The 20,038-nt window shown below is 68.3% G+C and carries 19 protein-coding genes; 8 read left to right on the top strand and 11 right to left on the bottom strand.

Going from position 1 to position 20,038, the window contains the following annotated elements:
- Positions 1-50: 50 nt before the first annotated feature.
- Entirely contained in the window at positions 51-1,376 is a 1,326-nt protein-coding gene (locus tag OG579_RS05735) for an outer membrane protein assembly factor BamB family protein (protein WP_328858402.1), read from the top strand.
- A 6-nt stretch (positions 1,377-1,382) separates the two neighbouring features.
- Here OG579_RS05735 and OG579_RS05740 read toward each other — a convergent pair whose 3' ends face one another.
- The 3 genes from OG579_RS05740 to OG579_RS05750 form a co-directional block, all read right to left on the bottom strand.
- Positions 1,383-2,897 (bottom strand): DUF222 domain-containing protein, encoded by a 1,515-nt coding sequence (locus OG579_RS05740; RefSeq protein WP_328858403.1) that lies wholly within the window; start codon positions 2,895-2,897, stop codon positions 1,383-1,385.
- 348 nt (positions 2,898-3,245) lie between these two features.
- Positions 3,246-4,211 (bottom strand): class I SAM-dependent methyltransferase, encoded by a 966-nt coding sequence (locus tag OG579_RS05745; protein WP_045823404.1) that lies wholly within the window; start codon positions 4,209-4,211, stop codon positions 3,246-3,248.
- A 7-nt stretch (positions 4,212-4,218) separates the two neighbouring features.
- Positions 4,219-5,007, bottom strand: coding sequence for an enoyl-CoA hydratase/isomerase family protein (locus OG579_RS05750; protein ID WP_328858404.1), 789 nt, complete (start codon positions 5,005-5,007; stop codon positions 4,219-4,221).
- 119 nt (positions 5,008-5,126) lie between these two features.
- Here OG579_RS05750 and OG579_RS05755 point away from each other — a divergent pair, with 119 nt between their 5' ends.
- From OG579_RS05755 to OG579_RS05765, 3 genes are all read left to right on the top strand, one after another.
- Positions 5,127-6,029, top strand: a complete 903-nt coding sequence (locus tag OG579_RS05755) for an alpha/beta hydrolase (RefSeq protein WP_328858405.1) — start codon at positions 5,127-5,129, stop codon at positions 6,027-6,029.
- A gap of 65 nt (positions 6,030-6,094) precedes the next feature.
- Positions 6,095-7,120: a non-homologous end-joining DNA ligase gene (gene ligD / locus OG579_RS05760; protein ID WP_328858406.1), complete on the top strand. Its 1,026-nt coding sequence runs from the start codon at positions 6,095-6,097 to the stop codon at positions 7,118-7,120.
- Positions 7,120-9,195 carry a M13 family metallopeptidase gene (locus OG579_RS05765; protein WP_328859167.1) on the top strand — a complete coding sequence of 692 codons (2,076 nt, stop codon included), beginning with the start codon at positions 7,120-7,122 and terminating at the stop codon, positions 9,193-9,195. The genes ligD and OG579_RS05765 overlap by 1 nt, the downstream gene beginning before the upstream one ends.
- 13 nt (positions 9,196-9,208) lie before the next feature.
- On the opposite strand, the gene OG579_RS05770 is transcribed toward OG579_RS05765, so the two are convergent.
- The 6 genes from OG579_RS05770 to ctaD form a co-directional block, all read right to left on the bottom strand.
- Positions 9,209-10,036, bottom strand: a complete 828-nt coding sequence (locus OG579_RS05770; protein ID WP_328858407.1) for an NUDIX hydrolase — start codon at positions 10,034-10,036, stop codon at positions 9,209-9,211.
- Positions 10,033-10,902: an ABC transporter ATP-binding protein gene (locus OG579_RS05775; RefSeq protein WP_328858408.1), complete on the bottom strand. Its 870-nt coding sequence runs from the start codon at positions 10,900-10,902 to the stop codon at positions 10,033-10,035. The genes OG579_RS05770 and OG579_RS05775 overlap by 4 nt, the downstream gene beginning before the upstream one ends.
- 75 nt (positions 10,903-10,977) lie before the next feature.
- A complete protein-coding gene (locus tag OG579_RS05780; RefSeq protein ID WP_328858409.1) occupies positions 10,978-11,433 on the bottom strand; it encodes a cupin domain-containing protein in 456 nt (151 codons plus the stop codon).
- A 13-nt stretch (positions 11,434-11,446) separates the two neighbouring features.
- Entirely contained in the window at positions 11,447-12,259 is an 813-nt protein-coding gene (locus tag OG579_RS05785) for an aminoacyl-tRNA hydrolase (protein WP_328858410.1), read from the bottom strand.
- Between the two features lie 18 nt (positions 12,260-12,277).
- Positions 12,278-13,501, bottom strand: coding sequence for a phosphoserine phosphatase SerB (gene serB, locus OG579_RS05790; protein WP_150116526.1), 1,224 nt, complete (start codon positions 13,499-13,501; stop codon positions 12,278-12,280).
- A gap of 43 nt (positions 13,502-13,544) precedes the next feature.
- Positions 13,545-15,311: an aa3-type cytochrome oxidase subunit I gene (gene ctaD, locus OG579_RS05795; RefSeq protein ID WP_045823411.1), complete on the bottom strand. Its 1,767-nt coding sequence runs from the start codon at positions 15,309-15,311 to the stop codon at positions 13,545-13,547.
- Positions 15,312-15,529: 218 nt separating this feature from the next.
- Between ctaD and OG579_RS05800 the strand changes: the two genes are divergently transcribed.
- The 3 genes from OG579_RS05800 (at position 15,530) to OG579_RS05810 (ending at position 17,535) form a co-directional block, all read left to right on the top strand.
- Complete coding sequence (locus OG579_RS05800; protein ID WP_328858411.1) at positions 15,530-16,510, top strand: ABC transporter substrate-binding protein; 981 nt, start codon at positions 15,530-15,532, stop codon at positions 16,508-16,510.
- Positions 16,511-16,573: 63 nt separating this feature from the next.
- Entirely contained in the window at positions 16,574-17,065 is a 492-nt protein-coding gene (locus OG579_RS05805) for a beta-class carbonic anhydrase (protein ID WP_045823447.1), read from the top strand.
- 131 nt (positions 17,066-17,196) lie between these two features.
- Positions 17,197-17,535: a hypothetical protein gene (locus OG579_RS05810; protein ID WP_328858412.1), complete on the top strand. Its 339-nt coding sequence runs from the start codon at positions 17,197-17,199 to the stop codon at positions 17,533-17,535.
- Between the two features lie 109 nt (positions 17,536-17,644).
- Here OG579_RS05810 and OG579_RS05815 read toward each other — a convergent pair whose 3' ends face one another.
- Complete coding sequence (locus OG579_RS05815; protein ID WP_328858413.1) at positions 17,645-18,085, bottom strand: MarR family winged helix-turn-helix transcriptional regulator; 441 nt, start codon at positions 18,083-18,085, stop codon at positions 17,645-17,647.
- A 60-nt stretch (positions 18,086-18,145) separates the two neighbouring features.
- Between OG579_RS05815 and OG579_RS05820 the strand changes: the two genes are divergently transcribed.
- The gene (locus OG579_RS05820) at positions 18,146-18,886 is read left to right on the top strand and encodes an SDR family oxidoreductase (RefSeq protein ID WP_328858414.1); all 741 of its coding nucleotides are present in this window, start codon (positions 18,146-18,148) and stop codon (positions 18,884-18,886) included.
- A 111-nt stretch (positions 18,887-18,997) separates the two neighbouring features.
- Here OG579_RS05820 and nrdF read toward each other — a convergent pair whose 3' ends face one another.
- A complete protein-coding gene (gene nrdF / locus OG579_RS05825; RefSeq protein ID WP_045823414.1) occupies positions 18,998-20,002 on the bottom strand; it encodes a class 1b ribonucleoside-diphosphate reductase subunit beta in 1,005 nt (334 codons plus the stop codon).
- Positions 20,003-20,038 lie beyond the last annotated feature (36 nt).

Raw genomic sequence — 20,038 nt, forward strand, 5'->3', positions numbered from 1 at the left:
CCGACGCGCCTCGCGATAGGCTCACCGTCGGTCGATCAGACAGGAGCACCATGCGACACCCCCGAACGCGACGGTCCGTCCGGGCCGCGGCAGTGGCCCGTGTCGCAGCGGTGCTCGCCGTCGCCGCGGTGGCCATCAGCTCGTGTTCCGACGGCACCGACGACGTGCGGTCGATCCCGAGCGCGGGGTGGTCGAGTTACGGCGGCAACGCCTCGAACTCGAACTTCGCGTACCCGACGTCGCCGAACGATCTCACGTTGTCGTGGACCAGGCCGACCGGCGGGCCGATCTCGGCGCCGTTGACCATCTCGGGTCGCCAGAACGTCGGTGTCACGTCCCGAACCGACAACGGCTGCAATGTCTTCGTGCTCGATTCGCGCGCCGGTCGGAAGAACTTCTGCAAGCGGATGACCGCCGGGGTCGAGCTGAACTCGATGCTCGTCGACCAGTACGACAACGTGTACCTCGGTGAGGCCGGATTGTTCCTGGCCTACACCGGCAGCGGCGGGATCCGGTGGCGCTTCCCCACCGTCGGCGTGCCCGTGTCGGCGAAGTTCGCCGGGCCCGGCACGGTGCTGGTCACCACGACCCAGGGGCAGGTGCTGCTGTTGGATTCGCAGACCGGTCAGGCGGTGGCGCCGGGGGTGTCGTTGCGTCCTGACGCCGACGCGTCGCAGCCGTCGTTCGGTCTCGGCGACTGCGTCTCGGCCGGTCCCAACTGTGCGATCGGGGCGAGTCCTGCCGTCGACGAACAGGCACAGCGGTTCTATCTGAACTTCTGGCCGCAGGGCGCGATCGCCTCGGAGGTGCGGGCCCTGAGCTACAGCGAGGTCAACGGCGACCGCGCGCTGCGCGACAGCTGGACGACGCAGATCCCGAGCGGCGTGATCGGGACACCCACGCTGTCGGCCGACCGGAAGACGCTGTACGTGTTCGACCGGCTGGGCAGCATCTACGCCCTCGATGCCGCGACCGGTAAGCGCAAGTGGGACTTCTTCATCGGCGGGTACGGATTCGGCACGATGACGGTCTCACCGGACGGCACCATCGTGCCGACCGGGGTGATCGGGGCGCCGTTGCGGGCCATCCGCGATCGCGGCGACAAGGCCGAGGCGGCCTGGCAGCGCACCGATCTGCAGACCGTGAGCCTCTCGGCGCTGACGTCGGCGAAGACGCTGTGGACGGTGGTCCGGGCGGGCGACGACAAGGCCCTGAAACTCCTCGAGGTGTCGGCGACCGACGGCACCACGAAGCGGACCCTCGATCTCCCACAGGCGGTCGGGTTCACGACCGGTGTGGCGGTGTCGTCGTCGGGTCGTGTCGCCACGGCCACCAACCTCGGCGAGGTCTACTTCTTCGACGCACCCAAGAGCTGACGGCCTTCACGCCGCCCAGGTGATCGGCCACCGAGGCCAGACGATGTCGATGCGCGGGGCACGCGGGAGCCGCTCGGCCGCTAGGTGGGCGAGCTGGTGTTCGATGTCGCTGACCGGCGGTGGTGGTTCGACGATGTCGGGCGAATCCTGGTGCAGTAGTTCGTCGATCCGGTGCAGATGGTTGGCGCGGAGCTTTTCGGGTGGGTCGGTGTTGCGTCTCCAGCCATACCGTCCGCGGTCAGGGCCCTCGGTGATCTTCTCGGTCGACCACTGATGCGGTTCGGATCCGACGGCACGGTTGTGGCGCCCGCACGCCGGTGCCACGTGTGGCGAGTCGGTGAGTCCGCCGTCGGCCCAATCGGCTTCGGCGTGGTGCATCTCGGTGTGAGCGAACGGCGTCATGCAGTCGTCTTTACTGCAACCCTTGTACTGCGCGAAGGCCATCAACCGCTGTGCCTGGGACGCGAGGCGACGATTGCGGCCGAAGAACAGCGGTTCGTTCGTGACATCGCTGAACACAGCGAGATGCGGCTGGGCGTCGGCGGCCAGCTTCACGACGTCGCTGATCGGGAGGTCAGAACCGGCGACGGTGCGCGCTACACCGGCATGCTCGCGCAGTTGAGCGTCGGTGATGGACACGATGATCTGCGGCGGCAAACCACGATGCGACCCACCGAGCAGGCCACCGTTCACCGCAGCCTCCAACAGCGCCTTGAACGCGTCATGGTTCCGCTGACTCTGCGAGCGGTAGTCGCGGTCGGCTGCCTCTTTCAGCAGCTCCGGATCGGCGTCGCCGTGATCACCCTTCGGTGACTGGTCGTCGTCGGGGTTGTTCATCCCGGGCGCGGCCCACTTCGCCACAACGACGTCGAACAGCGCTCGCGTGATCGGATCCAGCGTCGCGGTCAGCTTCGACATCAACTGCGAGTCCTGGCAACCGAGGTTCAGCTTCCGATTCCGTGCCCGATCGCGGTCGTCGGTCAGTTGCCCGTCGGGGTCGAGATGCGCCAACAACCGCACGCCGGCGGCGCCGATCTCCCTCGGTGTCAACGTGGTCGCGAACTCAGCGAGGGTTTGCTCTGCACGCGCACGCTGCTCGGCATCGACCGCTGCGGGAATCTTGGCCAATACGTCCAACACAGCGTGGACGTGGTCGGGACCGATGGTGCCGGCGGCCAACTCTCGCGCCGTGTTCGGGCAGACGGGCGGCAGTTTCTCACCGGTCATCGCGTGCATGGGCTCCAACGCCTGCACTGCCTGCAGGCGTTTCTTCGGGTGGGTGATGCGCAGCTTGGTCTGCAGGAACTCGCTGACCGTCACGCATCCCACGGCGCGGTGGGCGTCGCGGTCGGAGACCTCGAGGATCCGCTGGTTACCGATGGACTCGAATTGGCGAACAACGGTGTGGTGGTCGATCGCCAATTGTGCGACGGTCTCGACGTCGTGGGCGTCTGCGGTCTCCGCAGCGATCTCTGCCACGAGAGATTGCAGGGCAGCGTATTTCGTCACGAGGTCGCTCATGGACTGCCCCCTCCCCAGGTGTGACTGTACGTCTATTCTAGCACGCGTGTTCGAGGGGTGGGAGGATTGAAATCAGTGAATAGTGTTGAACGTGAGTGTATTTCGGGTGGGTGGTTGCGTTCTACTGCCGCTGACGGTGCGGAAGCCGGACGCCGAGTGTGCGTTGTTTCGTTGTCGGCGTGCGGTGTGTTGTCAGCACACTCGGCGTCCGTTTCCACACAGTCAGCATCTCTGGCTCACGTCGCGCAGTGATTGCGTTTCCGCCGCCGATTCCACACGGTCAGCATCTCTGGCTCACGTCGCGCAGTGATTGCGTTTCCGCCGCCGATTCCACACAGTCAGCGCAAACTACGCGGGCTTCCGGCCGGTGATGACGATGTTGTAGAAGAACTTCGGGGGGACGACCTTGCGGAGGACGTTCTCGTCGAGCCAGGTGAGGCGCTTCCAGCCGCCGAACGCGAAACGCGCCCAGCCCCAGCCGAGCTTCTCCGGCGGCACCGCGGCCTCGAAGGTGCGCACCGGCCACCCGAGCATCGCCGCAGCGAACTCCTCGGTGGTGGTCGACACCTCGACCGCACCTGCACTGCGTGAGATCGACTCCAGGCCCGCGGGATCGAAGGTGTGGATGTCGACGACGGCCTCGAGCGCGGCGGCGCGGGAGGACTCGTCGAGTTCGGCCTGCGGTCGCCGCCACGACTGCAGTGGCCCCAGCTTGGTCACGGTGGTCGTCGCCGCCCAGGTGGCACGACTGAGCCAGCGCGCGTAGAAATCGCCGATGGTCGACGGCTCACCCGCGAAGATGAAACGCCCACCCGGCTTGAGCACGCGGAGCACCTCGCGCAACGCCTGCTCGACGTCGGGGATGTGGTGCAGGACAGCGTGTCCCACCACGAGGTCGAAGGTGTCGTCCTCGTAGGGGATGGTCTCGGCGTCGGCGACGCGACCGTCGACATCGAGGCCGAGGTTCTTCCCGTTGCGCAACGCGACCTTGACCATGCCCGGCGACAGATCGGTCACCGAGCCGCGCTCGGCGACACCTGACTGCATGAGGTTGAGAAGGAAGAAGCCGGTGCCGCAACCGAGTTCGAGGGCACGCCCGTAGGGCAGCGACTCGGTGGCGCCGGCGGCGTCGAAACGCCCACGGGCGTAGTCGATGCAGCGCTCGTCGTAGGAGATCGACCACTTCTCGTCGTAGGTCTCGGCCTCCCAGTCGTGGTAGAGCACCTGGGCGAGTTTGGTGTCGGCGAGTGCGGCCTGGACCTGCTCGGCCGAGGCGTGGGGATTGGGCGCGGGATCGTGCGGGGAGGCGGTCATCTGCGGCTCACTTACCGGTGAAGGAGGCCTTGCCCGGCCCGTTGTCGACGAACGATTTCATGCCGATGGCGCGGTCCTCGGTGGCGAACAGCGCGGCGAACAGGTGCGCCTCGATCTTGAGTCCGGTGTCGAGGTCGGTGTCGAGGCCCTCGTCGATGGCGGCCTTCGCCGCGGCGAGCGCGACGCTCGCCGCCCCGGCAAACTTCGCGGCCCACGCGAGCGCGGCGTTGTAGACCTCGTCGGGCGCGACGACCTCGTCGACCAGACCGATCTGCAGCGCCTCCTCGGCGCCGACGAACCGACCGGTGAACACCATGTCCTTGGCGCGGGGCGCGCCGATGAGACGCGCGAGCCGCTGCGTACCGCCGCCGCCGGGGATCACACCCAGCAGGATCTCGGGCACGCCGAGCTTGGCGTTGTCGCCGGCGATGCGGCGATCGGCGCCGAGGGCGACCTCGAGTCCACCGCCGAGGGCGTATCCGGTGATGGCCGCGACGGTCGGCTTGGGGATCGAGGCGATCGCGCCGAGGCCCGACTGCAGCCGCCCGGCGACCTTGCTCATCTCGGCGAACGTCATGTCGTTCATCTCTTTGATGTCGGCGCCGGCGGCGAGCACCTTCGGCCCGCCGTAGACGACGACGGCCTTGATCGCGTCGTCCTCGGTCGCGGCGAGCGCGGCGTCGGCGAGCTCCTGCTGGACCTGCCGGTTGAGGGCGTTCATCGGCGGCCGGTTCAACAGGATCGTCCCGACTCCGGGGTGATCGGCGCTGGTCTCGAGGGTGACGAATTCGGGCATGGACGCAGGCTACCGGTAGTGCGGCTGGTTCGACATCGTCGGGTGGCGTCCCCGTCCGCCCCGCGACGACACCCGCCGAACACGCCCCGGGACAACCCCCGAGCGGCGATGATGGCCCGATGTCGACACCGACCGACCCCACCGCTGTGCACCCCGATCTGCCGCGGTGGACACGCGCGCTGCCCGCCAACCCGATCGGGCCGACGTCGAGCCGTCTCATCCGTGCGGCCACGGGCGTGGTGTCGCTCATCCCCGACCGCCGCGTGGAGACCGTGGCGGTGTCGGAGACCGCGTCGATACGCCTGTTCGGCCCGCGCACACCCGGGACGACGACGCCCGCCCTGGTGTGGATGCACGGCGGCGGCTACGTGATCGGTACGGCGCGCCAGGACGACGCCATCTGCCGCACCTACGCCGAGAGACTCGAGCTGCTCGTGGCGTCGGTGGAGTACCGGTTGGCGCCCGATCACCCCTATCCGGCAGGTCTCGAGGACTGTTATGCCGCCCTGACGTGGCTGGCCCGGCAACCGACCGTGGATCCTGCACGCATCGTCGTCGCGGGGGCGAGTGCCGGCGGCGGGCTGGCGGCCGCACTGGTCAACCTCGCGCACGACCGCGGTGAGGTGACCCCGGCGTTCCAACTCCTCGTCTACCCCATGCTCGACGACCGCACCGTCGCCACTCCGCCCGAGCAGGCGGGCTCGCACCATCTGTGGAGCGCGCGCAGCAACGTCTACGGCTGGTCGGCCTACCTCGGCGACGCCGACCGGGCCACGGCGGTACCGGCCCGCCGCACCGACCTCACCGGCCTGCCGCCGACCTGGATCGGGGTCGGTACCCACGACCTGTTCCATGACGAGGACCTCGCCTACGCCCGCCGCCTCGCCGACGCGGGCGTCCCGGTCGAGACCGAGGTCGTCCCCGGCGCCTTCCATGCTTTCGACGTCTTCGCGGCGCGGACCGCGGTGGCGCGCGCGTTCGTCGATTCCCAGATCGCGGCCGTGCGCCGGGTGCTCGGGTAGTTCGAGACGGTCACGATCTCACGCGTCGGCCCTCGACGCCGGTCGCCGTCGCCTAGGGTCGATCCATGGCAGCCCAATCCGCCGGCTCTCCCGTCGAGCTGACCGTGGGTGACCGGACGGTGCGTGTCTCGAGCCCCGACCGTGTCTACTTCCCCACCCGCGGCGAGACCAAGCTCGACCTCGTCGAGTACTACCTGTCGGTGGGCGACGGAATCGTCCGCGCCCTGCGGGACCGCCCCTGCATGCTGCACCGCTATCCGAAGGGCGTGTCCGGACAGAAGGTGCATCAGAAACGCATCCCGGCCGGCGCCCCGGACTGGCTCGAGACCGTCGAGATCTACTTCCCTCGCTACGGGCGCACCGCCGACGAGGTGTGCGTCACCGAACTGGCGTCGGTCGCGTGGGCCGTGCAGATGTCGACCGTGGAGTTCCACCCGTGGAACTCCCGCAGATTCGACACCGAGAAGCCCGACGAGTGGCGGATCGATCTCGACCCGATGCCCGACTGCGACTTCGACAAGGTCCGTCGCACCGCCCACGTCGCCCACGAGGTGCTCGACGAGCTCGGCATCCGGGGGTTCCCCAAGACCTCGGGCGGGTCGGGCCTGCACGTCTACGTCCGCATCGAACCGGAATGGTCGTTCACCGATGTCCGCCGCGCCGCCCTCGCCTTCGCCCGAGAAATGGAGCGCCGCAACCCCGCCGACGTCACCACCACCTGGTGGCGCAAGGACCGCGACCCGACCGCGGTGTTCGTCGACTACAACCAGAACACCCGCGACCACACCATCGCCGCCGCCTACTCGGTGCGCGGCAACCCCGACGCGACCGTCTCGACACCGATCGAGTGGTCGGAGATCGACGACGTCGACCCGCGGGACTTCACCATCGCCACCGTGCCAGAGCGGTTCGCACGGATCGGAGACCTGCACGCCGAGATCGACGACGTCGCACACCGTCTCGACACGCTGCTCGAGTGGGCCGACCGTGACGGCGTGACCGCCGAGTCGGACGATCCCCCGGAACCCGAGGCCCACCCGGACACGTCCGACAGCACGTCCACACCAGCGAACGGAGAACACCACTCGTGATGCACCCCCGCGCCGACCTGTCCGCCGCACCCGTACGGGGCCCCCTGGTGCTGGGACGCCGTGCGTTTCTCGCCTCGGTGGGCGGTGTGGTGGCCGCCGGGTTCCTGGCCGCCTGCGGGGACGATTCGGCCCCGCGTCGCACCATCACCCCCGACCTGTCCGGCGCCGACAACGCCGTGCGAGTGCAGAACGATCTGTACCGCCACGTCAACGGCAGCTGGCTGACGACCTACCAGATCCCCGCCGACAAGGCGGGTTTCGCGACGTTCACCGAGCTCGACGACACCGCGCGGGAACAGTTGCGCGCCATCATCGAGAAGATCCCCGCCTCGGCCACCGGCGAGGACGCAAAGGTGCGCGACCTCTACGCCAGCTACATGGACACCGCGGCGATCGCCGCGGCCGGGGTCACCCCCGTGACCCCGCTGCTCGACGCCATCTCCGCGGCACAGACCAAAACTCAACTGACACAGGGCCTCGCCTCCCTCTCGACGGCGGGTGGTTCCGGGATCATCGACTTCTACGTGGCGCCCGACCAGGAGAACGCCACCCGATACGTCGCCAACATCGTCCAGTCCGGCATCGGACTACCCGACGAGTCCTATTACCGCGAGGACAGCTACGCCCAGACACGTACCCAGTACGTCGCATTCCTCACCACCCTCGCCCGCGAGGCCGGCCTCGCCGATCCCGCCGGTGTCGCCACCCGCGCCATGTCGGTCGAGACCGCGGTCGCGAAGGGACACCTCACCACCGTCGAGAGTCGCGACGCGAAGGCGACCTACAACCCGAAGACGTGGGCAGAGTTCACCGCCGAGGCGCCCGGTATGGACTGGGAGGCATGGCGTTCGGGTCTCGGCGCGACCCAGCAGCAGTTCTCGCGCGTCGTGCTGACCGGGAACAAGGTGAGCGCGACCGTCGGCACAGTGTGGCGCGACACCCCCATCGAGACCCTGCGCGACTACATCCGCATGATCGTGCTGCGCAGCTACGCCCGCTATCTCTCCCCGCCGTTCGCCGACGCCTACTTCGACTTCTTCAGCAAGACCCTCAACGGCGTCGAGCAGCAACCCGAACGCTGGAAGCGCGGTGTGTCCGTGGTCGACACCCTGCTCGGGGAGGCCCTGGGCAAGAAGTACGTGAAGCAGCACTTCTCGTCGACCGCGAAATCCGACGCCAAGGAACTGGTCGGGAACCTGCTCGAGGCGTACAAGCGCAGCTTCGAGAAGATCGACTGGTTCAGCGACGCGACGCGCAAGGAGGCGCTGACGAAGCTGGGCAAGATCAACGTCAAGATCGGCTACCCCGACAAGTGGCGCGACTACTCCGACGTCACCATCAGCCGGACCGACATCATCGCCAACTACCGCCAGGGCTACGCGTTCGAGTCCAAGCGTCAGGTCGACAAGCTCGGGACGACGGTCAACAAGGACGACTGGCAGATGACGCCGCAGACCGTCAACGCCTACTACGACCCGACGTTCAACGAGATCGTGTTCCCCGCGGCGATCCTGCAGTCCCCCTTCTTCAGTCCCGACGCCGAGATCGCGGTCAACTACGGCGGGATCGGCGCGGTCATCGGTCACGAGATCGGCCACGGTTTCGACGATCAGGGCTCGCAGTACGACGGCGACGGCAACCTGCGTGACTGGTGGACCGCGGCCGATCGGGCGGCGTTCACCAAGAAATCCGACGCCCTCATCGCCCAGTACAACGTGCTGGTGCCCCGGGGACTCAAACCCGATCAGCACGTCGACGGCGCGCTCACCGTCGGCGAGAACCTCGCCGACCTCGGCGGGTTGTCGATCGCGTTGTCGGCGGCGTCGATCGCTGCGGAGAAAGACGGTCAGAAGGACTTCGACCGGACCGACGTGTTCCTGTCGTGGGCGCGCATCTGGCGGAGCAAGGACCGGCCCGCCGCCCTGGCCGAGCAGCTCGCCACCGACCCGCACTCACCCGGCGAGTTCCGATGCAATCAGGTGGTGCGCAACCTCCCCGACTTCTACTCCACCTTCGGCGTGACCCCGAGTGACGCGCTGTATCTGCCCGAGGCGCAACGGGTTCGGATCTGGTGAGGAGTCTCCGGCGTCACAGGTCGCCGTAGCGGTCCGATCCGTCGAACTCGATGCGCACCGCGCTGCCGTCGGAGATCAGTGTCGGCGTGATGGTCTCGATCGTGCGGGGCGCGGCCATGAGATCGGCGACGGTGTCGAAGCGCGCGAGGTGATCGAGTTGGGCCCATGTCGGCGGTAGCAGGAACGCCTCGCGAGCCCGCCAGCGCGCCATGACGGTGTCGATGCGGTGCCAGCCGGCCGAGGCGGCCTCGGTGGTGCGGTCGTCGGCAACCTGTCCCGGCGGCAGCACGGCGAGGAAGAAGCGGGTGTCGTAGCGGCGCCGCTCCCCCAGCGGGGTGATCCAGTGCGCCAACGGCGCCAGGAGATCGGCCCGCAGCACGAGGTCGTTGTCGCGCAGGAACCCGGCCAGCGAGATCGTCTTGTCGACGAGGTCGCCGCGGGCCGGATCGTGGACCGAGGTGTCCGAGAGCACGTCGTGCGCACCCGAGCCGGCGAGCAGTACGCCGCACTCCTCGAATGTCTCGCGCACGGCCGCACACACCAGAGACTGGGCCAGCGGCTCGCTGTCGCCGGAGCCGAATTGCGCTGCCCACCAGTCAGGTTGGGGTCCAGACCAGGCGATGTCGGCCTCGGCGTCGCGCGGATCGACGCCGCCACCGGGGAACACCGTCATGCCACCGGCGAACGCCATCTGTGCCACCCGCTGGATCAGGAACACCTCGATGCCCGCACCGTGGGTGTCGTCGGCGGGAGCATCGCGCACGAGGACCACGGTCGCGGCGTCGCGCACCGGCACCGACTCGGGATCGTCGACGGGCCGGAAGTCGCCCGGGCCGCTCATTCGCGGGCCCGCCGATGGCCTCCCGCACGGCGGGCACGACGTGCGAACCACCGACCGTCGATGCGGTCGAGGGCGATCGTCTGACTGAAGGCGGCGGTCAGGTTCTCGGCCGTGAGCACGTCGTCGAGCAGTCCCTGCGCCACCACCGCGCCCTGCGAGAGCAGCATGGCGTGGGTGAAACCCTCGGGTATCTCCTCGACGTGGTGGGTGATGAGAACGGTCGCGGGCGCGTCGGGATCGGCGGCCAGGACACCGAGTCGGGCGACGAGTTCCTCGCGCCCGCCGAGGTCGAGTCCCGCGGCCGGTTCGTCGAGCAGGAGCAGCTCCGGATCGGTCATCAGTGCCCGGGCGATGAGGACCCGTTTGCGCTCCCCCTCCGACAGGGTGCCGAAGCGCCGGTCGGCGAGGTGCTCGGCACCCATCGACTCCAGCGTCTCGACCGCCTGGGAGCGGTCGACATCCTCGTACTGCTCGCGCCACCGGCCCAGCACCGAGTACCCGGCGGAGATGACCAGGTCGGTCACCACCTCGTCGTCGGGGATGCGTTCGGCCAGCATCGACGACGTGACGCCGATCCGGGTCGAGAGGTCACGGATGTCGGTGTGGCCGAGGCGTTCACCGAGCAGGTTCGCGGTACCCGAGGTCGGGTGCGTCTCGGCCGCGGCCATCCGCATCAGCGAGGTCTTGCCGGCACCGTTGGGTCCCAGGACGACCCATCGTTCGTCGAGTTCCACCTGCCAGGTGATGGGCCCGACGAGTGTCGTCCCACCCCGGACCAGCGTGACGTCGGTGAAGTCGACGAGCAGATCGGGATCGGGCGTGGGCGGCGGGGTGAGATCGGTGTGGGGCGCAGCGGGGTCGGGCACGTCCCCATCGTGCCGCACCGCGGCGCGTGTGTCGGGTTCCGACTCGGGTGGGCGGTGGTTTTCGCCGGTGGGTCGTCAGGCGAGGGCGAAGTCGGCGAAGTCGAACCCGGGGACCACGATGCAGCTCACCAGGGAGGCCTCGTCGTCACCCGAGCGCGCCCGTTGCCAGACGCCCGGGGGCACCACGTGCTGCGGGGTCTGGCCGCCGGCGATGTCGGGGCCGAGGAGCACCCTCGTCTCGTCCGCGGGGGCCTGCCCCGCCTCGCCGAGCACCAATTCCACCGGTGCGCCCCGGTGGTGCAGCCAGATCTCGGCGCCACGTACGGTGTGCCACGCCGATTCCTCGCCCGCGGGCAACAGGAACAGGATCGCGGTACCGGCGGCGCGGTCGCCGACGTATCCCCCGGGGGTGGCCGCGGCCAGGACCGATTCGGGCAGCACGAGGTCGCTGCGCCACGTCTCGCGGAACCAGCCGCCCTCCGGGTGTGGCTGCAGATCCAGGTGATGCGCCCAGTCGGGCAGTTCGCTCATGTCCCGAACCCTCTCATCCTCGAGGCGAGGATGTGTGGCCGCGGTCTGCGACGGGCATGAAGGCGCCACGCGCGGCGACGACGGTGACCGATCCGGGCTCCACCTCGGTGAACCCTGCGTCGCGCACCGCGATGGTGTCCCGGCCGTCGGCGTCGAGGGCACGCGCGAAGACCTCGGGTGTCGGGACGGCGACCGTGAGCGGACACCCTGCACGCCACCAGGTCTCGCAGTCGTCGACCGGGTACAACGCGGCCGCGAGCATTGCGCCGTGACCCACCTGGGCGGCGAGCTTGCCGACGGTCATGTCGAGACCGGGGTTGACCCACAGGACGAGGTCCTCGATGTCGGCGGTGACGGAGTCGAGGTCTCCCTCGACGTCGGTGCCGCCGATCTGCAGTCGGGCGATGCGGCGGTCGAGATCACCGACGGGTCCCGGCACGATCGCGCGGGCCTGCGCCGCACCGGAGGTGACGGTGAGCCCATCGACCTCCTGCGCCGCGATCCAGTGCGCGCCGCGGGCCCGGCGGCTGATCTTGCGGATTCTCGCCCCACACCAATCCGCGACGGGATCGTGCCACGGCCCCGGTCGAGGTGCGGTGTCGAAGTCAGCAGCAGGGTCGGGATCCGTCACGGGGTCGACGCGGTCGTCGAGGCAGAGCAGCACGCTCGCCCGTGCGGCCGCGGTGAGCAGGTCGCGGCGGGGCGGCGGATCACCCTTCTCGATACGCAGCACGAGCGGCATCGCGAGCACGCGGCTGGGGTCGGCGGGGTCGCGTGCGCCCCCGTGCCGCCGGGACACCAGTCGATACCGATCGGCGAAGGTCATGGGTCTGAGAGGGCCGTGTCAGGTGAGCGGGACGCGGCGCAGCATGCCGTCGAGGGCGTCGGCCGCCTCGATCTCGTCGCGGGTGACGCCGAGGATGAACAGGACGGCGTCGAGGAAGGGGTGCGACAGGGCGGCGTCGGCGACCTCCTGCAGCGCGGGTTTGGCGTTGAAGGCGATCCCGAGGCCGGCCACGGTCAACATGTCGATGTCGTTGGCGCCGTCGCCGACGGCGACGGTCTGCTCCATCGGCACGCCCACCTGATCGGCGAACGCACGCAACGCGATCGCTTTGCCGGGGCGGTCGATGATCTCGCCGATCACGCGTCCGGTGAGCTTGCCGTCGACGATCTCGAGGGTGTTCGCGCGCACGAAATCGAGTTCGAGGTCGTGGGCCAGCGGGTCGATCACCTGGCGGAAACCGCCCGAGACCACACCGCAGTGGTAGCCGAGGCGGTGCAGCGTGCGGATGGTGGTCCGCGCGCCCGGCGTGAGTTCCAGTGACGCCGCGACCTCGTCGATCACCGCGGCATCGAGCCCGGCCAGGGCCGCCACCCGCTGGTGCAGGGACTCAGCGAAGTCGAGTTCCCCGCGCATGGCGGCCTCGGTGACCGCGGCGACCTCGGCCTCACGACCGGCCTTCGCGGCGAGCATCTCGATGACCTCGCCCTGGATGAGCGTCGAGTCGACGTCGAACACGATGAGCCGCTTGGAGCGTCGCGCCAGCCCGGCGCGCTCCACGGCGACGTCGATGCCGTGACGCGTGGCGATCTTGGCCAGCCCCTTGCGCAGGGCCGCGTCGGCGGCCACGTCGTCGCGGCTGACGCTGATGAGCAGTTCGAGACCGGTCAGCGGGTAGTCGGCGATCCCGCGGATGGAGTCGATGTTGCCGCCCTGGGCGGCGAGATCGGTCGCGACGGCGCTGAACGCCCTGGCGGTGACCGGGTTGCCCAGCATCACCACCGCGTGCGACGACACCGTCCGTACACCGGGATCGGCACCGACATCGACGCTGACGTCCATGTCGATGGAACTCATCGCCTGCTCGACGGTGTCCTGCAGGCTCTCCGGGTCGCCGGAGCACAGCACCAGCACACCGAGGGTGAGGCGTCCGCGGATGACGACCTGCTCGACGTCGAGCAGGTCGACACCGTGCCGCGACAGCGCCCCGAGCAGCACCGAGGTGACGCCCCGACGATCCGGACCGGTCACGGTGATGAGCACGGCCGTACCCGGCGAGGTCATCGGAGTGTCTCCATCGGTGCCCGACGCGAGGTCGGGTGACATGTCAGCTCGGGTCGGAGTCCGCTGACGACTCGTGCGAGCCCACGGTGACCGGATCGCGCTTGGCCTCTTCCATGTGCTTGCTCGCCTGGCCGACGTGCGCCTCGGCGTGCATCCGCTCGATCATGTGCGGGTAGTGCAGCTCGAAGGCCGGACGCTCCGAACGGATCCGGGGCAGCTCGGTGAAGTTGTGACGCGGCGGCGGGCAGCTGGTGGCCCATTCGAGCGAGTTGCCGAAGCCCCACGGATCGTCGACGGTCACGACCTCGCCGTAGCGGTAGCTGCGGAACACGTTCCACAGGAAGGGCAGCGTGGACAGGCCCAGGATGAAGGCACCGACCGTGGACACGACGTTGAGCGTCGTGAACCCGTCCGACGGAAGGTAGTCGGCGTAGCGACGCGGCATGCCCTCGTTGCCCAGCCAGTGCTGCACCAGGAAGGTCGTGTGGAAGCCGATGAAGGTGAGCCAGAAGTGGATCTTGCCCAGCTTCTCGTCCATCATGCGGCCGGTCATCTTCGGGAACCAGAAGTAGATGCCCGCGTAGGTGGCGAACACGATGGTGCCGAAGAGGACGTAGTGGAAGTGCGCCACCACGAAGTAGCTGTCGGACAGGTGGAAGTCCAGCGGCGGGCTGGCGAGCAGCACACCGGTGAGGCCACCGAAGAGGAACGTTACGAGGAAGCCGACGGAGAAGAGCATCGGCGTCTCGAACGTCAGATGCCCCTTCCACATCGTGCCTATCCAGTTGAAGAACTTGACCCCGGTGGGCACCGCGATCACGAACGTCATGAAGGCGAAGAACGGCAGCAACACCGCGCCCGTGGCGTACATGTGGTGCGCCCACACCGCGACCGACAGCGCCGCGATGGCCAGCGTCGCGTAGATCAGCGTCGAGTACCCGAAGATCGGCTTGCGCGAGAACACCGGGAAGATCTCCGAGACGATGCCGAAGAACGGCAGCGCGATGATGTAGACCTCCGGGTGACCGAAGAACCAGAACAGGTGCTGCCACAGGATCACGCCACCGTTGGCGGGGTCATAGAGATGGGCGCCGAACTGTCGGTCGACCTCCAGGCCCATGAGCGCGGCGGTGAGCAGCGGGAACGCGAGCAGGATCAGGACGCTGGTCACGAGGATGTTCCACGTGAAGATCGGCATGCGGAACATCGTCATGCCGGGTGCACGGAGGCAGACCACGGTGGTGACCATGTTGACCGCGCCGAGGATGGTGCCGAGACCACCGACCGCGAGGCCCATGATCCACAGGTCGGCGCCCGCGCCGGGTGAGTGGATGGCGTCGGTCAGCGGGGTGTAGGCGGTCCAGCCGAAGTCGGCGGCACCACCGGGGGTGATGAAGCCGGCGAGCACGATGAGGCCACCGAAGAGGAACAGCCAGTAGCTGAAGGCGTTGAGGCGGGGGAACGCGACGTCGGGCGCGCCGATCTGCAGCGGCAGCACCACGTTGGCGAAGCCGATGACGATCGGGGTCGCGTACAGCAGCAGCATGATCGTGCCGTGCATCGTGAAGAGCTGGTTGTACTGCTCGGTGGAGAGGAACTGCATGCCCGGGTGGGCGAGCTCGCCACGGATCAGCAGGGCCATGAGGCCGCCGATCAGGAAGAACGCGAAACAGGTGACGAGGTACATGATGCCGAGCATCTTGTGGTCGGTCGTCGTGATCATCTTGTAGATGAACGACCCCTTGGCACCCGTGCGGTCGGGGTAGGCCCTAACCGGAGCCACCTGGGTGGGCTGGTCTACGGCGGTCACAGATCCTCCTGCCTGCGCGCGGCCCGAGAGCCCGCGACAACAAAGTGCACTGGGTTGATCGTAAACCCTCAGACCCCTCTGAGCCGAGCGGGTCCTACGTTCTGTCGTACTACGGAGGCGGCCCGCGCGGCGGAGCCACGGGACGATCCGGACACGGTGCTAGCGTGAGCGTCGACATGAGGGTGGTCGACCCTCGGGCCCGGAGCGGAAGACTGCAGGTGAACGGTATTTCCAAGCGTCGATCGACGATCGTGGCGGCACTCGCGGTCGCGACCGCGACGGCCCTGACCGTGACGGCGTGCGGCGACACCGGCACCCCGCCCGGAGAGGGCAACGTCACCACCACGACGACCAAGATCGCCAACGCGTACCTCGTGGCACCCGAACGCAACTTCGACAACGCCTGCGGCGCACCGTCGACACCCGACTCCGGGCAGTCCGATGTCGCCCGTATCGCGGTCACCGATCCTGCCCTGCTCGACGCCGTCTGCGCCCTCGGGATCCAGTCGAAGGTGGTGGCGGTCGCCGCCGAGCGCGGATCCATCGCCCGCAACCTCGGCCCCTCGGTGTTGTCGCTGCCCACGATCGGTACGAACCCGTCGCCCGCCGCGGCGCGCGCCGCCGACGCCGATGTCGTCCTCGGCTACGACGCGTCGCGCGCGACCGCGTTCGGTGGCCGGGCGGTCACCATCGACCGCAACCTGGGCTGGCGCGAACAGTTCGCCGCCGTCGCCGACGGCCTGGGCCGCGCCGAGACCGGGCAACGGCGCCTCGACACCTTCGCCGAGCAGGCCCGCCGCGCCGGACTGCGGGTCGACGCCTCGCACTCGCAGGTCGGGCTGGTGCGCTTCGGTGAGAACAGCGAGACCATCGAGGGCACCGGATCGTTCGCGGGCACCATCCTGTCGGCGATGGGTGTCCAACGCCCGGCGACGCAGCGCGGCGCCGGCGCGATCACGGTGAACGACGACAATTTCACCGACGCCGACGCCGACCTCATCTACGTCAGTTTCCGGACGAAGGCCGCCCAGGAACACGGCTCGTCGGTGATGCGCAGCGACCGCTGGCTCGACATGGGCGCCCCCGGCTACAGCCGTGTCCTCGTCGTCGACGACGACATCTGGTACGGCACCGGTGGACTCGCCGCGGCGGCGGTCGTGCTGGGCGACGCGACCCGTTCGCTGAACTCGTCGAGCTGACCCCTTAGACCCCCGGTGGGTCGAAGGGTGTTCCACGACACATGAGCCGATGAGCATGTGTGCATGACTGTCACCGATGACCTGCTGAGCAACAACGCCGACTACGCCGCCTCCTTCTCCGGACCTCTCCCCCTGCCGCCGAGCAAGCACGTCGCGGTGGTGGCCTGCATGGACGCGCGACTCAACGTCTACGGCATCCTCGGTCTGAACGAGGGTGAGGCGCACGTGATCCGCAACGCCGGTGGCGTCATCACCGACGACGAGATCCGCTCGCTCGCGATCAGCCAGCGACTGCTCGGGACCACCGAGATCATCCTGATCCACCACACCGACTGCGGGATGCTCACGTTCACCGACGACGAGTTCAAGCGCGGCATCCAGGACGAGATCGGTCAGAAGCCGAACTGGTCGGCCGAGGCGTTCCCCGACCTCGACGAGGACGTCAAGCAGTCCCTCACCCGTATCGAGAACAGCCCGTTCGTCACCAAGACCACCTCGCTGCGCGGTTTCGTCTTCGACGTCGCGACCGGCAAGCTCAATGAGGTCGTCCGCTGAGCCGACTCCCGCTCGCCGCACTCGGCGTCGGGGTCGGTACCGCGTGGGCCGCCGCGGCGTGGCTCGGCGCGGGGGCGTCCTCCGCGGATGTTCTGCAGCCGGATCCGACACAACCCGCGAACGGGCTCGGCGTGGCCGAACGCGTGGTGACGCCGTCGTTCTCGCCGATCCACGTCCCGGCGCCGGTGGTGACCCGTTCGGGAGAGTCGACCTCGGTCACCGCGCACCCCTACCTCTCACGCGCGGTGCATCAGGCAATAGTCGCGCCGCCGGGCACCGCGATCGAGCTCCGCGGGGCGGTCCGCGCCGATCTGAGGGCAGTTGGCGGTCCGATCGTGACCCTCTTCGGTCATTGCCTGTTCGACGACGCCCGCGGAACCACCACCGATCACACGGTGTCCCTCCCGCCACTGCGGGGGAGCACAGCGCCACTGTCGTTCGTGATCGAGCCTGTCGTGCATCGCCGCTGACAGAACGCATCGCGGGACCGGATCGGCGGGACGGCTCCCGGCGCTCCGCTTACACAGAGACGCTCCGCTTGTAAGCGGAGCATCTCCTCAGAAGTGGAGCGTGTGTCGTTCAGTCGGGGAGAAGCGACTCGAGAATTGACGCCAGTGCCGCTCGCTGATCCGCCGTCAGCTTCTCGGTGAGGTGTGCGCGGATCGATGTCGCGTGCGCAGGCCGGGCCGGACGCAGTGCACGCTCGCCGGTGTCGGTGATACCGACCGTGACCACCGACGAGCCCTCGGCCGTGCGGGTCACCAGACCTCGCTTCTCCATGCGGGTGATCTGATGCGACAGCCGGCTCTTGTTCCAGCGCATCGACATGGCCAACTCCCCCTGGCGCAGTGTGCCGTCGCCGAGATCGACCAGACGGGTCAGCACCCCGAACTCCGGTCCGGTGAGGTCGGATGCCGCGAGGATGTCGCGCTCCACCGCGGCGTTCACCTTCTCCCCCACCAGCTTGAACTGGTGCCACAGGGCGAGTTCCGTCGAGGTGAGGCGCGCGCTGGAGGTCATGGGGCCACCGTATCGACCGGCCGGTTGTCGTGACAACCGTACCGGTCTACCGTGGTTGTCATGACAACCAACGACTGCCCCGCGGCCATCGTCACCGGAGGATCCCGCTCGATCGGCCGCGCCATCGCAGAACGACTCGCCCGCGACGGACACCCGGTGCTGGTGAACTACGCCCACGGGGCGGCCGCTGCCGACGCCACCGTGCAATCCATCGTCGGGGCGGGTGGCAGGGCGATCGCCGCGCGGGGTGACGTGGCGTCGCCCGAGGACGTCGAGCAGCTGTTCGCTGCGGCGCGAACGGAATTCGGCGAGGTCGGGATCCTGGTCAACAACGCCGGCGTCAGCGTCCTGGGCGAACTGTCCGAACTCGACGACGACGCCTACGACCAAGTCTTCGACGTCAGCGCGCGCGGAACCTACAACGGGTTGCGGGCGGCGGCCCGCCATCTCGCCGACGGTGGGCGCATCGTGAACCTCTCGAGCACCGCGATCGCGGTGACCACTCCGCGGATGGGCGTCTACCTCGCCGCGAAGTCGGCGGTGGAGACGTTCACCCGAGTCGCGGCGAAGGAACTGGCGCCACGCGGGATCACGGTCAATGCCGTCGCACCGGGCCTGGTCCAGTCGGAGATGTTCGCCGATGGCAAGACCCTCCAGCAGCTGGCCGCGATCGAGAAAGCCTCTCCCGCAGGCCGACTCGGCCAAGTGAGCGAGATCGCCGACGCCGTCGCACTGCTCACGTCACCCGGGGCCAGCTGGATCAGTGGACAGATCATCCGCGTGAACGGCGGTGTCGTCTGAGTCCCTTCGCAGACGCTCCGGATACGAAGAGACGCTCCGCCTACAAGCGGAGCGTCTCGTCGAAAGTGGAGCGTGTGTCGCTGGGGCCTAGAAGTCCCAGCCGAAGGCTGCCTAGAAGTCCCAGTCGTCGTCTTCGGTGTTGACGGCCTTGCCGATGACGTACGAGCTGCCCGACCCCGAGAAGAAGTCGTGGTTCTCGTCGGCGTTGGGTGAGAGCGCCGAGAGGATCGCCGGGTTCACGTCGGTCTCGTCCCGCGGGAACATCGCCTCGTAACCCAGGTTCATCAGGGCCTTGTTGGCGTTGTAGCGCAGGAACTTCTTGACGTCCTCGGTGAGCCCGACCTCGTCGTAGAGGGTCTCGGTGTAGTCGGTCTCGTTGTCGTACAGCTCGAACAGCAGCTCGAAGGTGTAGTCCTTGAGCTCCTGGCGACGCTCGGGGGTGCACACCTCCAGCGCACGCTGGTACTTGTAGCCGATGTAGTAACCATGCACGGCCTCGTCGCGGATGATCAGACGGATGAGATCGGCTGTGTTGGTGAGCTTTGCGCGGCTCGACCAGTACATGGGCAGGTAGAAGCCCGAGTAGAACAGGAACGATTCGAGCAGCGTCGAGGCGACCTTGCGCTTGAGCGGGTCGTCGCCACGGTAGTAGTCCATGACGATGTTGGCCTTGCGCTGGACGTTGACGTTCTCCTCCGACCAGCGGAACGCCTCGTCGATGTCCTTGGTGGAGCACAACGTCGAGAAGATCGAGCTGTAGCTCTTGGCGTGCACCGACTCCATGAACGCGATGTTGGTAAGCACCGCCTCCTCGTGCGGGGTGGCCGCATCGGGGATCAGCGACACCGCGCCGACGGTGCCCTGGATGGTGTCGAGCAGCGTGAGGCCGGTGAACACCCGCATCGTGAGCTGCTTCTCGACCTCGGTGAGCGTGCCCCACGACGGGATGTCGTTGGACACCGGCACCTTCTCGGGCAGCCAGAAATTACCGGTCAGGCGCTCCCAGACCTCGGCGTCCTTCTCGTCGGGGACGCGGTTCCAGTTGATCGCCGAGACCCGGCTGACCAGCTTGATGGGCGCGCCATCGGCAGGCGAATGGCTCTGGGTGGACGTCATCGTGCGCTCCTGCTGATCGAGTCGGTGGTGAGAGTG

Origin of the sequence: Williamsia herbipolensis (genome assembly GCF_036153515.1) — a bacterium.
Lineage (GTDB): Bacteria > Actinomycetota > Actinomycetes > Mycobacteriales > Mycobacteriaceae > Williamsia_A > Williamsia_A herbipolensis.

What these genes read in the sequence shown, in the direction of transcription:
- OG579_RS05735 (WP_328858402.1), top strand. Translation starts at nt 51, where the DNA reads ATGCGACACCCCCGAACGCGACGGTCCGTCCGGGCCGCGGCAGTGGCC.
- OG579_RS05740 (WP_328858403.1), bottom strand. Translation starts at nt 2,897, where the DNA reads ATGAGCGACCTCGTGACGAAATACGCTGCCCTGCAATCTCTCGTGGCA.
- OG579_RS05745 (WP_045823404.1), bottom strand. Translation starts at nt 4,211, where the DNA reads ATGACCGCCTCCCCGCACGATCCCGCGCCCAATCCCCACGCCTCGGCC.
- OG579_RS05750 (WP_328858404.1), bottom strand. Translation starts at nt 5,007, where the DNA reads ATGCCCGAATTCGTCACCCTCGAGACCAGCGCCGATCACCCCGGAGTC.
- OG579_RS05755 (WP_328858405.1), top strand. Translation starts at nt 5,127, where the DNA reads ATGTCGACACCGACCGACCCCACCGCTGTGCACCCCGATCTGCCGCGG.
- ligD (WP_328858406.1), top strand. Translation starts at nt 6,095, where the DNA reads ATGGCAGCCCAATCCGCCGGCTCTCCCGTCGAGCTGACCGTGGGTGAC.
- OG579_RS05765 (WP_328859167.1), top strand. Translation starts at nt 7,120, where the DNA reads ATGCACCCCCGCGCCGACCTGTCCGCCGCACCCGTACGGGGCCCCCTG.
- OG579_RS05770 (WP_328858407.1), bottom strand. Translation starts at nt 10,036, where the DNA reads ATGAGCGGCCCGGGCGACTTCCGGCCCGTCGACGATCCCGAGTCGGTG.
- OG579_RS05780 (WP_328858409.1), bottom strand. Translation starts at nt 11,433, where the DNA reads ATGAGCGAACTGCCCGACTGGGCGCATCACCTGGATCTGCAGCCACAC.
- OG579_RS05785 (WP_328858410.1), bottom strand. Translation starts at nt 12,259, where the DNA reads ATGACCTTCGCCGATCGGTATCGACTGGTGTCCCGGCGGCACGGGGGC.
- serB (WP_150116526.1), bottom strand. Translation starts at nt 13,501, where the DNA reads ATGACCTCGCCGGGTACGGCCGTGCTCATCACCGTGACCGGTCCGGAT.
- OG579_RS05805 (WP_045823447.1), top strand. Translation starts at nt 16,574, where the DNA reads ATGACTGTCACCGATGACCTGCTGAGCAACAACGCCGACTACGCCGCC.
- OG579_RS05815 (WP_328858413.1), bottom strand. Translation starts at nt 18,085, where the DNA reads ATGACCTCCAGCGCGCGCCTCACCTCGACGGAACTCGCCCTGTGGCAC.
- OG579_RS05820 (WP_328858414.1), top strand. Translation starts at nt 18,146, where the DNA reads ATGACAACCAACGACTGCCCCGCGGCCATCGTCACCGGAGGATCCCGC.
- nrdF (WP_045823414.1), bottom strand. Translation starts at nt 20,002, where the DNA reads ATGACGTCCACCCAGAGCCATTCGCCTGCCGATGGCGCGCCCATCAAG.